General features: G+C 57.8%; 13 protein-coding genes. 6 read left to right on the forward strand and 7 right to left on the reverse strand.

Translation table 11 applies throughout. The features are described from left to right. Positions 1-5: 5 nt before the first annotated feature. Genes ACDO57_RS05460 through ACDO57_RS05480 form a run of 5 tightly spaced genes read right to left on the reverse strand, consistent with a single transcriptional unit; the run spans position 6 to position 6,484 of the window. On the reverse strand, positions 6-431 hold the full coding sequence (locus ACDO57_RS05460) for a hypothetical protein (RefSeq protein WP_028013202.1): 426 nt from the start codon (positions 429-431) through the stop codon (positions 6-8). After that, positions 428-1,822 carry a DUF3131 domain-containing protein gene (locus ACDO57_RS05465; RefSeq protein WP_370883631.1) on the reverse strand — a complete coding sequence of 465 codons (1,395 nt, stop codon included), beginning with the start codon at positions 1,820-1,822 and terminating at the stop codon, positions 428-430. The genes ACDO57_RS05460 and ACDO57_RS05465 overlap by 4 nt, the downstream gene beginning before the upstream one ends. Continuing rightward, entirely contained in the window at positions 1,807-3,354 is a 1,548-nt protein-coding gene (locus ACDO57_RS05470; RefSeq protein WP_090416880.1) for a DUF3131 domain-containing protein, read from the reverse strand. The genes ACDO57_RS05465 and ACDO57_RS05470 overlap by 16 nt, the downstream gene beginning before the upstream one ends. After that, on the reverse strand, positions 3,351-4,670 hold the full coding sequence (locus ACDO57_RS05475) for a DUF3131 domain-containing protein (RefSeq protein WP_370883632.1): 1,320 nt from the start codon (positions 4,668-4,670) through the stop codon (positions 3,351-3,353). The genes ACDO57_RS05470 and ACDO57_RS05475 overlap by 4 nt, the downstream gene beginning before the upstream one ends. Beyond that, positions 4,667-6,484, reverse strand: a complete 1,818-nt coding sequence (locus ACDO57_RS05480; protein ID WP_090416884.1) for a glycosyltransferase — start codon at positions 6,482-6,484, stop codon at positions 4,667-4,669. The genes ACDO57_RS05475 and ACDO57_RS05480 overlap by 4 nt, the downstream gene beginning before the upstream one ends. 280 nt (positions 6,485-6,764) lie before the next feature. On the opposite strand from ACDO57_RS05480, the gene opgC reads away from it, so the two are divergent. The 5 genes from opgC to ACDO57_RS05505 are packed head-to-tail and all read left to right on the forward strand — an operon-like array spanning position 6,765 to position 10,871. Next, the gene (gene opgC, locus ACDO57_RS05485; RefSeq protein WP_370883633.1) at positions 6,765-7,982 is read left to right on the forward strand and encodes an OpgC domain-containing protein; all 1,218 of its coding nucleotides are present in this window, start codon (positions 6,765-6,767) and stop codon (positions 7,980-7,982) included. Between the two features lie 11 nt (positions 7,983-7,993). Next, entirely contained in the window at positions 7,994-8,893 is a 900-nt protein-coding gene (locus tag ACDO57_RS05490; protein WP_081112037.1) for a hypothetical protein, read from the forward strand. 9 nt (positions 8,894-8,902) lie between these two features. Then, positions 8,903-10,117 (forward strand): PP2C family protein-serine/threonine phosphatase, encoded by a 1,215-nt coding sequence (locus tag ACDO57_RS05495; RefSeq protein ID WP_024908545.1) that lies wholly within the window; start codon positions 8,903-8,905, stop codon positions 10,115-10,117. Then, positions 10,107-10,445, forward strand: a complete 339-nt coding sequence (locus ACDO57_RS05500) for an STAS domain-containing protein (RefSeq protein ID WP_024908544.1) — start codon at positions 10,107-10,109, stop codon at positions 10,443-10,445. The genes ACDO57_RS05495 and ACDO57_RS05500 overlap by 11 nt, the downstream gene beginning before the upstream one ends. Beyond that, complete coding sequence (locus ACDO57_RS05505) at positions 10,446-10,871, forward strand: ATP-binding protein (protein WP_090416888.1); 426 nt, start codon at positions 10,446-10,448, stop codon at positions 10,869-10,871. A gap of 28 nt (positions 10,872-10,899) precedes the next feature. Here ACDO57_RS05505 and ACDO57_RS05510 read toward each other — a convergent pair whose 3' ends face one another. Then, the gene (locus ACDO57_RS05510; protein WP_032647308.1) at positions 10,900-12,387 is read right to left on the reverse strand and encodes a UbiD family decarboxylase; all 1,488 of its coding nucleotides are present in this window, start codon (positions 12,385-12,387) and stop codon (positions 10,900-10,902) included. 113 nt (positions 12,388-12,500) lie between these two features. Between ACDO57_RS05510 and ACDO57_RS05515 the strand changes: the two genes are divergently transcribed. Continuing rightward, positions 12,501-13,385 (forward strand): LysR substrate-binding domain-containing protein, encoded by an 885-nt coding sequence (locus tag ACDO57_RS05515; protein WP_090416892.1) that lies wholly within the window; start codon positions 12,501-12,503, stop codon positions 13,383-13,385. Here the strand turns inward: ACDO57_RS05515 and ACDO57_RS05520 are convergent. Next, positions 13,376-14,287: a LysR family transcriptional regulator gene (locus tag ACDO57_RS05520; protein ID WP_370883634.1), complete on the reverse strand. Its 912-nt coding sequence runs from the start codon at positions 14,285-14,287 to the stop codon at positions 13,376-13,378. The genes ACDO57_RS05515 and ACDO57_RS05520 overlap by 10 nt on opposite strands.

Here is a 14,287-nt window from a genome sequence, read left to right on the forward strand (position 1 = left end):
CCTCCCTACGCGCGGTAGTGCAGTTCTGCCTGTCGGCGAAGGTATTCCAGCCCGGGCGCGATCGCCATGGCCCAGGCCGTCAGGATCTCATCGTCGCACTGCGGATCGCGCAGGCTCACCGCGTTCAACATCGCTTCGCGCCACAGGGCAAAAAATCGCGGGGGGAGGTGGAGACCGTCGTCGCTTTGCTCCCGCGCCAGGCGTTCGAGAAAATCAGGCACGATTAATGCGCCGTCTACCGCAAGCATGGCGAAGAAGCTTTTAAACAGGGTCTGCTGACCTTCCCGATCCGGCAGACGAGAAAAATGCGCTTCAGTTTCGGGTGACATGTGGACGAAGGCGTCATAGAACGTCTGAAAAAACGCGGTTTTTTCATTATTCGGAAAGACGCGGTTCAGGCTGGATTCAAACAGATCGCGATAAAACTTCACGGCGTCCTCCTTAGGGTGCTTTCGCCCGGTAGACAGTGCCCGATGGGCGTGTATTCCTCTGCCAGACGGCGTGAAAAATAGCTCTCTTTCTTCGATCGACGCACGTCAAACAGCGGCCCGGCGTTGTGTTTAAAGAAAAGGGCTTCCAGAACCGTGGCATTGGTTGAGAGGGTTAAGGCAGCGTTGGTATCACCCGTGGCTTCCTGACGGCCCTCGTACCAGCCTTTCTGCGGATCGTTAAGGTGTTTTGTAACCGTCATCAGCACGTCGGTGTACGGGGTGTCCCACAGGGCCCACAGGGCAAAGACTGCCTTGGTCGATACCTGCGCGAAACGGGTGTAGTCCCGGCCATCGTCGCCGACAGAGTTCCAGGCATAGCCATTTCCCCAGACGGTATCCTGAATATGCCAGGGCGCCTGAGAGAGCGAGAAATCCGCCCTGGCCGTCAGGATCTTATCGGTCTCCCAGCGGGTCTTCTGGCTTAGCCAGACGTTTTCTGCCTGCTTGCGCAGACGTTTTTGCAGATCGGCCGCAACGCCTTCGGGCTCCCAGCCAAACTCCAGGCCCGGCAGCATATAGGGAAGGGTGGTAATCAGGGAGGGCTGCCACGTGGTGCGCGGATCCCGGGCATCCACGGCCTGCCGCCGTTGAGAGATGATGACGTGGTTCATCGGCGGCGTAAACGCTTTATCCGGGGAAAAACCCCATAGATGAAACGCCGTCGCGGCGTATTCGCTCTCGCCCAGACGTAGCTCTTCCCGGACCACCGGCTGGCCATTTTGCAGCGAAGATGACCACAGTTCGCCTTCACCGTCGATGACCGGGCAGAAATTCCAGCGCAGGATAATTTTATCGAGGTATTCACTGTACTGTGGCTCCCGCTCAGCGGTGAGGCGCAGGGCGAGCATCAGACGCGCCATGTCGCGCGCGGACCAGCCATTTTTGACGGGGTTGCCGCTAAAATCGATCGGCGCCGCCGTCTGGCTGGAATAGAGCCGGCCCGGCGTCCGGACCTCGGTCAGCGTCAGGCGGTTAAGGGTGCCCATTAGACGGGTTAAACGAGCGTCATACTGGGCGTCATCAATTAGCCCCAGCTCTTTTGCCGCCAGCAGGGCGATAAGCGTATCGCCCATTTGCCAGAGCGTGACGCGGGGCTGTTTGTCGCTCCCGTTGACCAGCCCCGTTTGCGGCTGGGTATTATTGACGAAATAGCGCCAGGCGGTTGCCGCCCATTTCTGTTCTTCCGGCGTCAGGGCAGAGATACGCGCGCTGGAGTGCCAGCCGCCGTTGATGAGCCAGCGCCAGCCTGCTCCCTGATGGCCAAACAGAGCAAAGATGATCGCGCCTGCGAGGAGTAATCCCGCGAGCCCTCTGGCTATGGTTTTAAGCATTGCGCAGTCACCGGTGGCAGTTTAACGGGCTCGTCCACGTTGCATGACGCGCACTGACAGGCCAGACAGGCGGGTTTGGTACGCTGCGTGACGCCGGTCCGGTCGCACCAGCTTTTTACGGCCGGCGTGCTGCTCAGGAACGGGCGACTGCGCAGCGCGTTGTTCTCTTCAAACTGATCGAGCAGCTTTTGATCCCACAGCGATGGGGCAAAATCCTTGCTCTTCGGGTTGTCGGTGTTGAAGGCCAGCAGTTTTCCCTCTTTTTTGAACAGCAGTGCCTCCAGCATGATGCCGTTATTGTTCGCGGTGAACTCCTTGATCGGCCCGTCACCGTTTTCATACAGCCCTTCGTAGTAGCCTTTTCCCTCTTCGTTGGCATTCTCAATGGTGTTCAGCAGGCGGTCGGTATAGGGGGAGTTCCACAGCACCCACATGCCCAGCGCCGCCTTAAGCGATATCGCGGCAGCGTTAGGGACGAACTGGCCCTTATCGGTAATGGTGTTCCAGTTGTACCCGTCGCTGAAGACGGTGTCATAGACGAAGTAAGGGGCTTTATCGAGCTGGTGCTCAGATCGCGCGGTGAGGACGCCGGTAATGGTATAGCGGTTCTCCTGAGCCTGATAAACGCGGTCAGCAAAGTTTTTCATCCACGTCAGGGAGTAGTCGCGCGGGGCGTTATCCCGGTCGGTCGGTTTATCAAAGCCGAACTCCAGCCCGTAGAGCAGGTAGGATTCCGTCACCACGTAGTTATGCTGCGACGTGTTGCGCGGGTCGCGTGTATCGTACGGGACCAGCACGCAGTAGATTTCGGCAAGCTCGTAAGGCTGCGGACGGCTGGCTTTACAGGTATTAAACCCCCACAGCTGGAAACCGGCCGCGCCGTACTCTTCATAGCCCAGCCGACCTTCCTGAACATATTTCGGCTGGCCGTTCTCCAGATAGGCGCCGTACAGCGTGCCGCAGGGGTCGATCGCGTGGCTGAAATCCCAGCCGAGCACCACGTTATCAATGCTGTTGCCGTACTCCGGATAACGCTCTTTGATGATTTTCAGCCAGACCAGCATTCGCCCGATATCCAGCGCCGAGAAGCCAATTTCACCGGGCTTGTTGGTGTAGTCCACTTTCTGGCCGCTGATGGTGTTATATGCCTTGTTGGGCAGCTCGTTGCGGAACAGTACCAGGGTGTTTAACGTGGCGAGGAATTTTAGCATCCGGCGGTCAAATTCCGCTTTATCAATGATCCCCAGCTCGCGCGCCGCCGTCAGGGCGGCCAGATAGGAGGCGCTGTCCCACATGGTGGTGGAGGGGTATTTGTTGACCGCATTCACCAGGCCCGTCGTGGGCTGATAGTTGGAGACGAAATACTGCCAGGCGTTTTTCGCGATGGTCATCTCTCGGGCGGTCAGCTCGCCGCTACGCGGGGAGTAACCTGATGCAGGAAGCTCGGTGTCCGCACGCACGGTCGATAAGGCCAGCCAGCAGATCGTTATTCCCGTGAGCAGGTGGAAAAGGATCGGGGATCGTGGCTTCATGGCGTTGCTCCTGCTGAGGGGGAAGTGGAGAGGCAGGCCAGACAGAGCATCTGGCCATGCGCGATGTAAGACAGACTTTCCAGCACAATGGCATTGGTATCGGCGTCTACGACGGCATTGACGCTGTTGTTGAGATTTAACCCGCGCTGCCAGCCTTTACCCGGCACCTGAAGCGGCAGAACCTGCTGGCGCAGCGCTTCGCTCCAGCTGTTGCGGAACAGGGCGTACCAGGCAAACGCGGTGCGTGTGGAGGTAATCGCCACCTTCTCCGGCACTTCGTCGCGCAGGTTGCGCGCCTGAACCGGCTGCCTGTCAGGCAGATCGTTAACATAATCCGGCGCCGGTTCGGCATAATCCGTGCTGACCGGCGGTTTTGGGGTACGCAGGCTATGACGCCGCTGTTGGATCTGCATAATCCGCCACGCGATTTCAGCGCTCTGCGCGTCAAAGCCCAGCTCAAGGCCGGTTAACAGATAGGGGAGACTGATCAGGGAGGTTTGCTTGCCCCAGGGCGTGCGTAGCCCTTCATCCGGCACCATCACGCCGTCCAGATCGATCATCTTTTGCCCTTCAGGCGGATTGGTCACCGCGAGGCCTGCCGCGCTGTCAATTAAGCGCAGCGTATGGCTGGCATAGAGCCTATAGCCAAAGCTGTCCCGCTGTTCGTCATCGGTCAGCGTCCAGTGATGGAGCGGCACCGCAGCTTGGCTTTGGGTGTTATTTTCAATCAGCGCCGCGGTGCGCCACACGCTCAACAAATCGCGGATGGCCGCCGCGTGCTGCGGATAGCGCCACAGCAGGGTCTGTAATGCCGTCAGCAGCCGGCTCAGACCGATTGCGGAGGCGTCAGGTTTGCCCAGAATCTTGAGTGTGTCAGCATGGTAATACGCGGCAGGGAGGCCTCGCTCGTTGAGCGGCAGCTGCCCCAGCGTAAACAGGGCCGTGCTGACCCTTTCGTCAAACTCATCGGTGGAAATGATGTTGAGCTGCTGTGCGGCGGCAGTCGCAAACAGATAGCTCCCCACGCTCCATAGACTCAGCCACGGTTCACCGTCGCTGGCGTTCGCCAGGCCGTTTGGCTGGGTATTATTCACGTAGTATTGCCAGGCGACCCGCGCCCAGATGGCTTCGTCATAGGTCAGCGCCCGTTTCGCAGGCAGCGGTGGGAAGTCTTTACTGAGCGCGATGCCGCCGCTGCTTTCCACACGCGTGGGCATCTGTTTCTCCACCCAGACCACAATGGCAAAGCCGAGCAGGAACCCGAGCAAAATGGTGAGGTAGCTGCGAGCGGGCAGCAGGGCATCACGTATCCTCATTGGGTGACCTCGTCCTCTTCAGCGGGCGTCCACATGGCCGCGAAAATTAGCGGCAGCATGGCGGCGATGTTCACCCCTCCCCAGAAAATATTGATGACGTAGCCGGAGGGGTCGTCCACCTGTCCACGCGCCACCTGGATACCGCCCCAGACGAGTCCTGTCAGGGTCAGCACCACGATGGCTATCTGCGGCTTCACCAGGTAGAGAAAGCGGCCCGTCTGCCGCTCTTTTGGCGTAACGTGAAATTTGATCTGCTCGCCCCGCAGCACCGTATTGAGCGCGCGCAGGTTCATGGAAAAGAAGGAGAGGTAGGAGGCCCTGCCGTCCCAGGCCGAAATCCCCCATGTCCCGAACATAAAGGCCAGTTCAGAGAAAATAAAAAACGGGAGAAAGTGGAGATAAAACGGCGTCGACCAGGCGGATACCGGCGGAATGCCTGTGAACAGATAAATTATGGGTGAAATCAAAAACACCGTGTTCCACACGCAGGCCATGTACGACCAGAAGGTGGTGGCATACATCAGCGTCTGGGGTAGGGAAAGCCTGAAGCGGCGACGGCTGAAGATGTTGTCATGGAACAAAATATCCAGCGAGCCGGCGGCGTACTTAAAGCGCTGGATCATCCAGGTCAGCATATCCTGCGGAGAGAGCATCTTCGACTCCACCCGCGGGTGCATGACCGAGCGCCAGCGTCGTGCGGCGTCACCGTGCAGCAGCACCGAGGTGTAAATATCTTCCGAGACGTGGAATTTGTAGGGCGTTAGCTCAGTGTCAAACGCTACGTGCGGGCGCATTGCCTCCTGCAGCGCTTCCCGCGTTTCGTCATCGCGAATATCGCGCGTATGGCGATGGATCTCCTCTTCGACGGACCAGACATAGCTGCGCAGCGCGGCCTGCATGACCGCTTCGCGACGGTGGATGGAGGCCGCGCCGCAGCAGAAAGCCGCGTTCGCCCAGTTTCGCCGCCGCAGGATCACGTCATAGAACATGCGTGGATCGTTAAAAAACGGGTCGCGGCCTATCGTGACCGGGCCAACACACTTTTGAATCAGCCAGCCCAGACCGTAGCCCACTTTTCCCGCTTTCCGCTGGCCCCAGCGTGACAAATTTTCACCTTCCGGAAGATCGAAGAACCACTGCGGTGTCTGCACCCAGGCTACGTCCGGATCGCGGAAATAGCCCAGCGTATGGCTGAGTAGGGTGGGAAATACCCGGGTGTCGGCGTCGCAGATGACAATAAAATCGCCGTCAGTTTGCTCAAGGCCATTACGCAGATTACCGGCCTTAAAGCCGATGTTGGTCTGTCGACTGATGTAATTGACGCCTTCCTCATCGCAAACGGCTTTCATCTCCGGGCGACGGCCGTCATCAAGCACGTGGATCCGGTAGTCAATCGGGAACGGGTACGCCATCTTCAGGGCGTCGCGAATGGATAGCCTGACCAGTTCGGTATCTTCCGAGTAGGTGGCAATGAACAGATCCACTTTTACAGGACGAGGTTCTACGGTCTCTTCTGGCGACAGGCATTCGTTAATTTCGCCAGGCGGCGGGCACTGGGGAGGATCCTGTTCTTTCCATAAATTGATGGTAAACAGCACTGTGCCGATCCACGCCAGCGTTTCGGCGAGAACCAGCGGTATGGCGTACCATAACGCGTCCGTATTCAGGGAGGAGGTCCAGCGCCAGTAAATATAATTGGCGCCCAGAATAAGCGCCGCGACCGCTAACACCTGCCAGGTCATCATTACCCAACGCGGTGTTGTTAACGGCTCCGGAGGACGACGATGTTCAAAACGGGAAAAATAAAAATCCATAGTTCCGGCGTTCCTGATTCCGTGAAAATGCAGACCCATTCTGCTGCGCAGACAGTTGCCCAAAAGAGAAAGAAAATAGCGATTAAACAAGATTTAAGATAAGTGTAGAACGCCGAATAAAAGTGTCCAGCCGCGTTTTTATTAATATGTAGCAGGGGTTAATTCAGCTTTAATTCTGCTTAATATGTTTCATCTGTCGCCGATAAATTGCAGTTACTATTCCTTTAGGCTATCTACTTTATTTAGACCTTAATGTTCGTTTTCAGGCAAAGGACACCCTATGAGCCATGTTGCGCCGTCCATCGCGCAAGAAGATGCCGATAAATCAATAGCATGGCGTTATGCTGTTGCAGGTGCCCGGGATCTGAGAATTGACTTTATGCGCGGCATTGCCCTCGTCATGATGGTCGTGGCGCATACGGAGGTAATGTCGGTATTTAATATATTCTCCTGGGAGCGCTTCGGGTTGACCACAGGTGCTGAAGGGTTTGTTATTCTCTCGGGGTTTATGCTGGGAATGCTGAATCGCGCGCGTCTGCAAAAAGTGGTTTTACTCACGGTTTCCTGGGGGCTTTATCTCAGGGCGTGGAAAATATATCGCGTAAATATCATTGTCATAGTGTCATTTATTCTTCTGGCCTATATCCCACATATTAATATTTTCGAGGTTACCCATTTTACCGACCGTTTTTCGGGGCAAAGCTGGTCGCTTTATCCTGTTACGCCGCAGATTAAAGAGACCTGGTTCAACATTATTCTCTATTTGCAGATCGGCCCCCATCAGACGCAAATTCTGGGACTGTATATCTTTTTGCTGCTCTTTAGCCCCCTTTTTTTAGGGATGTTGCAGAAAGGGAAAGTCTGGTGGCTGTTAGGGCTGTCGCTGCTGGTGTACGGCCTGTGGCAGAGGTGGCCGCTTCGGCTGACCCCGTCGGAGTTCGAATTTGCCTTTCCGCTGCTGGCCTGGCAGTTCATCTTTGTGCTGGGCATGGTCAGCGGCTGGTATAAAGCCGAACTGATCTCTTTCGCACGCACGTCAGCAGGTAAAGTGGTGGTGGTTGCGCTGGTGATGGTGGCGCTCATTCTGGGGTTCGTTGCACAGAACCATACCAACCCGTTTATGCCCCCCGCGCTGCTGATGCATGTGATTCCGCCTGATAGCTTCAATACCTTTTATCACACCTGGGCGGCGAAGAATGGGCTGGGCCCGGTGCGGGTGCTAAACGATATCGCCCTGATGGTTACCGTCTACCTGGTGCTGACATATTGCTGGACGCCGCTCAACCGCCTGCTGGGATGGTTCCTGATCCCGCTAGGCCAGCACTCGCTTTATACCTTTATTTTGCATGTGTACGTAGTGCTGCTGGTGAGCCAGTTCATCACCTTCGACTTATGGCGTCACGCCTGGATAGAGAACACGTTAGTGCATGCGGCGGCACTGGGTATTTTGTGGCTGATGGCAAAATACGACGTCGGCGCACGCTGGATACCTAACTAAGGATGGCGGTTATGCGCGAAAAATGGCTTCTGGCGGGCGTGCTGCTCGCCGCGATCCCCGCCGCAGAGGCGGCACAAAGCAGTGATAAAGAAACCCTGCGCGATAAGAACGGTGAACCCGTTCAGGCAGGCGTGTTTACCAGCCGGTGGGGGCGTTTGTTCTCGGGAAATGACAAGAAATTTTCAGGGGCTCTGAGCTTCAGTTCAGGGCTGAAAGAGCAGATGGTGAGCGTGCCCAATAGCTCGGACAGCGCCGCGCAGGAGAAAAAAATTAACCAGACGCTGAATCTGAGTCTTCAGTATTCCCCGTACAGCTTCTGGTTTGCCAACATTACCTCCCGGTTGCCCGTCAGGGATACCAACCGCTACACCGCGGACTTTCGCTATAGTTTCGGCTATGACGACTGGCATGCAAATACGTTTAGCCTGGTTTACGGAAACTACGGCGATAACCACTTCTGGACGTCGGGTAGCAGGAGACATACCTATTTCGAACAGGGTGCATTTACGCTGGCCTATAAGTTTTCCTTGCCCAAACCGATAGAAAATTCGCTGCTGATAAACAAAGGGGATTCCATTATTTGCCAGGTCGGGTACAGCTGGGTCCCGCGCTACTACGATCTCAGCAGCGATGACATCCGCAAAAATAAAAACGTCATGCTGGGCGGCTGCGGCTACACCTTCAAACAACATTTCTTCGTTCGTGCGACGGCATTCTGGTTTCCGGACAGCAGCCAGCAGCAGCCCTGGAACGGCGATTACAGCTACAGCTTTGGCTACGCGGGCTATACGCCGGGATCGTTCTCTGTTCAGTACGCTAACTATGCGGGGACGCGCTATCCGGGGCACGGCAACGGTAACGCAAAATTCAGGGAAGGGACCGTGAGCCTCATCTGGTTCTTACCGCTATAGGAGGGATACATGTCGGCTCTGCACGTGTTAATTGTTGAGGATTCGCTGATTTATCGTCGTCTACTCTCCCGGATGCTCACCCAGTGGGGGTATCTCGTGAGCGAGGCGGAAAATGGCGTCGCCGCGCTGGAAATCTTGTCCAGTCAGCCGGTTAGCATGGTGATAAGCGACTGGGAAATGCCGGAAATGGACGGACTTACGCTCTGTCAGACGATCCGTAACCGTCAGTTTGGCCACTATGTGTATATCATCCTGTTGACGGCCCGCGAGAATGCCGGGGACTTGACGCAGGGGTTTGATGCCGGGGCGGATGATTTTTTAAGCAAGCCCGTTGAACAGGCTGAACTTCGGGCGCGGCTCCACGCCGGGGTACGTATTTTGACGCTGGAGGCGACTCTCGCGGCGCATAACAAGCGCCTGAGTGAAGCGTTACATCAGATTGAAAAAGATCTTGAACTGGCGGCGCGCGTTCAGCACTCGGTGCTGCCTTCACACCGCTTACGCTATGGTGACTACTTCTCCGACTGGCTTTTCCTACCGTCAGCCTGGGTCTCGGGCGATGTGTTCAATATCTTTCCGCTGGATTCCCATCTGGGATTCTATTGCGTTGATGTCTCGGGTCACGGCGTGGGGGCCGCGATGATGTCCCTCGCGGTGGCTCGCCAGTTTTTACATGGCCGTGTGGTGGATCGCTTTCTGTTTACCGATGAGGGCGGTATTCAGTCACCTGCGGAGGTCGTCAGGATGTTGAACAGCCGCTTTTGCAGTGAAGAGAGCGACATCACCAGTTATTTCACGCTCATTTACGGCGTGATCGATCCAGAGAGTGGTGAGGGGTTGCTGTGTCAGGCCGGGCATCCCACTCCCGTCATTGTGAACGCAGACAGCGAAGTCACGTCCGTGGGCGATGGCGGCCCGCCGGTCGGGCTGATCCCAGACCTGAGCTGGGAGGACGTCGCGTTTACCCTCAATCCGGGGGATCGCTTATGCTTATTCAGTGACGGTATTACGGAGTGTGAGAACGTCAGCGGCGAGCAGTTTGGCCCGCAGCGTCTCGAACGCTGGCTTCATGAGCATGCCCGGCTCCCGGTTGACCAGCTCCTGCCGCGGTTTGGTGACCACCTGACCGACTGGCGCAATGCAAATCGTGATGAACCCATCGCCTTAACCGATGACGTGTCACTGCTCGTGATTGAGCGTCAGGGAGAACAGAATGATTATTAACACCGAACGACTACCGCATGCCAACATTCTCACGCCCGCAGTCCGGCGGCTGGATGCCTCCGTTGCCGCGACGTTTAAAGCGTCCGTGACGGAGGAAATTGGCAGCGATCGTAAAGCCTTAATCGTCGACTTTAGCAAAGTGGATTTTATCGACAGCAGCGGGCTGGGGATGCTGGTGTCGTTGTTCAAGCTGATGAATGGAAAAGGCGAAATGGCGCTGTGCTCCCTGAACCCCGGGATCATGAACATGTTCACCCTGACCCGAATGGATCGCATCTTCCGCATCTATCCGGATAAACATAGCGCGCTTGCGCAACTGGGGCAGTAGATGCAGAGGCCGGATCAGGCTGAATTTCCGGCGGCGATCGCGTCCCTGACGCCGCTGTCCGGCTGGCTTGGCGACAGGTTGAGCGCGCTTCCCGTCGATGATGAGTGGCGTTTCGCCTTCGATCTCGCCGCCTGTGAAGTGGCGACGAACATCATCCGCTACGCGCTTCACGAGGATAACTCGCGCGTCTTTCGCGTCCAGTTCGACGTCCGCGGCAATGACGTCTGCGTTGTTTTCAGCGACGCGGGTGACGCGTTCCCGCAGGAGCGGCTTGAGGCCGCCAGGCGAGACCGTTTCTGCGAAATGTCGCCGCTGCTGGAGAGCGGCAGGGGGCTGATGCTCATTTTGCTGAGCGTCGATCGTTTCACTGTGAAACGCGTGGCGGGTGAAAATATCGCCACGCTTGAAAAGAAAATAAGCGTATGACCTGTGGGCCATACGCGCGTGATTTTCTCTATTTTTTAGCGGCAAACAGCTCCGGCGCCCACGGACGCGGATCCACCTCCATAAACGGCGCGCGCTCGAAGCGGTCCTTCAGCGCCCACGGCACCGTGCAGTCGAAGATCGTCTTGCAGGAAATGCCGTTGCCGCGAATCGAGGTGCTGTAATCCGGCGACTGGGACGGATCCAGCTGGTGGCCGCGGATCCCCGGAATATTGGTGATGCTCACATCACCCTGCATGCGCGTCGTCATTGCCCACAGGATGTCGTCGCTGTCGAAAATATCCACGTCTTCGTCGACAAGAATAATGTTTTTCAGCTCCGAATAGGTGGCCAGGGCGATAAGCGCCGCCTGGCCCTGGCGTCCTTCGTCTGACGGCTGGCGTTTTTTCACCTGCAATATTCCGAGGAACTTGCCGCCGCCCGCGGTATGGGCATAGACGTTTTGCAGGAAGCCCGGAATCGCCTCTTCAACGGCATTACGGATGCTGGCCTCGGTCGGCAATCCGGCCAGCGTGGTATGTTCTTCCCCCGGCCCCACCAGCGTTTGCAGGATTGCGTGGTTTCGCATAGTCACGGCTTTCACTTTGATCACCGGCAGGGAGGGATTCGCCTCGCCGCAGTAGCCCGGGAACTCCGGCATCGCGTGGCCGGTGTTGGTGTGCTGATCCTCTCTCACGCGCACGCCCGGAAGCAGTTCGCCCTCGATGATGATCTCCGCCCGCGCGATGGCTTTCTCTTTGACCGCCACGCCCTGCACCAGCTCGACCGGCTGCTGACGCAGCGCCCCGGCGACGCCCAGCTCGTTATAACCAAACGGCGTGGTGGGGGCCTCAAAGCACGCGCCGATATAGATGGCGGGATCGAGTCCCATGTTGATCGTCACCGGCAGCGGTTTTCCGGCATCCTCCGCTTTTTTGCGGAACACTTCGATGTGGCGCCCGGCGGCAAGGAACATGGAAAGCTCGTCGCGCTCCTGCACGCAGAGGCGGTGAATGGTGACATCCGTCAGCGAGCTGTCTTCCGGATCGCTTGCCAGCACCAGCCCCAGACAGAAGAACGGGCCAGCATCAATCGGCGTGTTGGTCGGGGCCGGAAGCAGCTTGCGCAGATCGAAGTCAGGATCGTCAGCGTAGAAGACCTGCTCCTGACAGGGGGCCTGTGTGGCCGGAACGACAACCGGCGCAACCGGCTTTTTCACCGCCTGGCCGACGTGCTTTGCCAGTTCCGAAGGCTCACAGCCCAACAGCAGCGCCGCGCGCTCGCGGCTGGCGTGCATGCCCACCAGGATGCGGGAGTGCGGATAGCCCTTAATGCTGTTGAACATCATGGCCGGGCCAGTGCGGGTTGGGCGTTTAACCGTGCCGCCTGCGCCGATATGGCGATAGACACCCGCCAGCTCCGCGTTGGGATCGACCGGACGATCGGTTTCATGATACTGCCCTTCGTGGCGCTGCAGTAAGGCGATGGCGCTGCGGAGATCGTTAATCTTGTTTTCCATATTTTCCTCCCTTGGTTGAATACCTCCATTTTTATGGCAATGACCAATAGCATCAATTGCATCATTAATGTTAAATTGATAAGTAAATTAATATCAATATAAGGAGGCGTCTCGTGCAGTTTCGTCAGATGCGCCACTTCATCGTCGTTGCCGAAGAGCTCCACATGCACCGGGCCGCCGAGCGTCTGAACATGGCGCAACCGGCGCTGAGCCAGCAGATAAAGGCCCTGGAAGAACGTTTAGGCGTCACGCTTTTCAGCCGTGCGAATCGCCGCTTAACCCTGACGCCCGCGGGCGAAGCATTCCTGGTAAAAGCCAGGCTCGCCATCTCGCTGACCGAACAGGCGGTGCTGGACGCCAGACAAACGGCACGGGGCGAGCAGGGGGTGTTAAACCTCGGGTGCGTGTCGAGCGCGATGTTCGACGGCAGGCTGCCCGCCGCGCTTCGCCAGATGCACAGCCGCTGGCCGGCCATTACCATGTCGCTGATGACGGGAAACGTGCAGACGCTCTATGCTGCCGTGCAGAGCAATCAGCTCGATGTGGCCATCATCCGCGCGCCGCTGCCGTCGCTGCCGGACGATCTGCAAAGTCGTCCGTTCACCTCGGAGAAAACGGTGCTGGCGCTATATCGTCAGCATCCCCTGGCCGGGTCCGCCGCGCTGACGCTTTCGTCGGTGAAAGACGAAAAATGGATCTCCCTGCGCGACCCGGAGGGAATGGGGCTGGAACAGTATTTCTATGACGCCTGCAGCGGGGCGGGCTTTCAGCCGGACGTGGTGCAAAACGCAACCGATGTGCCCACAGTGATAAGCCTGGTTTCGGCAGGGTTTGGGCTGGCGCTGTTGCCCGCGTCGGCAAAGGCGGTGAGCGTCGAGAATGTGGTTTACGTGGACATTCTCGACCGGCTGCGGGAGAGCGAACTCACCCTGGTTTGCCACCGGATTATTCGCTCAGAAGTGCTTAAAAAGTTTCTGGTTACCCTCGATCACACCTGACGTCCGGCGGCCCGCAGCAGCTGCTCGCGCAGCCAGGCATTCGCCGGATCCTGGCTGTTTTTCGGGTGCCAGTACATGTTGATGGTAATCGGCTGGAGCGGCAGCGGCGGTGGAAAAATATCCAGCGTGCTGGCGAACCGTCGCAGCATCCGTTCCGGCAGGGTACAGACCAGGTCGGTACCGGCAACCAGCGGTGGCGCCATGGCGTAGCTCTGGGTGGACATGGCGACGTGTCGCTGATAGCCCAGCCCGGCAAGGGTTTGGTCGATAAAGCCGGTAAACGGATCTCCCGCCGACGACACCACCAGATGGGAAAGCGCGCAGTAGCTTTCCAGATCTAACGGACCTGTTCCGCGCGGATGGCCTTTACGCTGGGCGGTGGCAAACGCGTCGTCGAGGAGTTTGCGCCTCACCCAGCCGTCATGAGCGCCCGCGCTCACGCCGATGTAGATGTCCACATCCCCGTTTTCCAGCTGCTGCGGCAGGTCAGCCATCTCCGGCAGGGCGAAGCGCAGGCGGATGCCGGGGGCGTCGGTTCCCACCTGGTTAAGCAGTCCGGTGCCGAGCATCAGCGCCGGGTTCTCATGCAGCGCGATAACAAAGGTCCGGCTGCTGGTTTGCGCATCAAATGCCGTGGGGGCAAACATCGCGCTGATGCCGCGCAGTACGTTCGCCACCTGCGGCTTGAGCGCTTCCGCTCGCGGCGTGGGTAATACCCCGCGTCCATGCGGGGAGGGAATGAACAGTGGTTCGCCAAACAGCGAGCGCAGACGCGCGAGACGGGCAGACAGCGCGGGCTGGCTGATGCCCAGCCGCGCGGCAGCATGGGTGATGTTCCTGTCCTGAAGCAGGGCGTCCAGCGTCAGGAGCAGGTCTATGTCCATGTCAGATATCCGCGTCAT

This window comes from Enterobacter cloacae complex sp. 2015409 (assembly GCF_041365315.1).
GTDB lineage: Bacteria > Pseudomonadota > Gammaproteobacteria > Enterobacterales > Enterobacteriaceae > Enterobacter > Enterobacter pseudoroggenkampii.

What these genes read in the sequence shown, in the direction of transcription:
- ACDO57_RS05480 (WP_090416884.1), bottom strand. Translation starts at nt 6,484, where the DNA reads ATGGATTTTTATTTTTCCCGTTTTGAACATCGTCGTCCTCCGGAGCCG.
- ACDO57_RS05470 (WP_090416880.1), bottom strand. Translation starts at nt 3,354, where the DNA reads ATGAAGCCACGATCCCCGATCCTTTTCCACCTGCTCACGGGAATAACG.
- ACDO57_RS05500 (WP_024908544.1), top strand. Translation starts at nt 10,107, where the DNA reads ATGATTATTAACACCGAACGACTACCGCATGCCAACATTCTCACGCCC.
- opgC (WP_370883633.1), top strand. Translation starts at nt 6,765, where the DNA reads ATGAGCCATGTTGCGCCGTCCATCGCGCAAGAAGATGCCGATAAATCA.
- ACDO57_RS05510 (WP_032647308.1), bottom strand. Translation starts at nt 12,387, where the DNA reads ATGGAAAACAAGATTAACGATCTCCGCAGCGCCATCGCCTTACTGCAG.
- ACDO57_RS05465 (WP_370883631.1), bottom strand. Translation starts at nt 1,822, where the DNA reads ATGCTTAAAACCATAGCCAGAGGGCTCGCGGGATTACTCCTCGCAGGC.
- ACDO57_RS05495 (WP_024908545.1), top strand. Translation starts at nt 8,903, where the DNA reads ATGTCGGCTCTGCACGTGTTAATTGTTGAGGATTCGCTGATTTATCGT.
- ACDO57_RS05505 (WP_090416888.1), top strand. Translation starts at nt 10,446, where the DNA reads ATGCAGAGGCCGGATCAGGCTGAATTTCCGGCGGCGATCGCGTCCCTG.
- ACDO57_RS05520 (WP_370883634.1), bottom strand. Translation starts at nt 14,287, where the DNA reads ATGACGCGGATATCTGACATGGACATAGACCTGCTCCTGACGCTGGAC.
- ACDO57_RS05490 (WP_081112037.1), top strand. Translation starts at nt 7,994, where the DNA reads ATGCGCGAAAAATGGCTTCTGGCGGGCGTGCTGCTCGCCGCGATCCCC.
- ACDO57_RS05475 (WP_370883632.1), bottom strand. Translation starts at nt 4,670, where the DNA reads ATGAGGATACGTGATGCCCTGCTGCCCGCTCGCAGCTACCTCACCATT.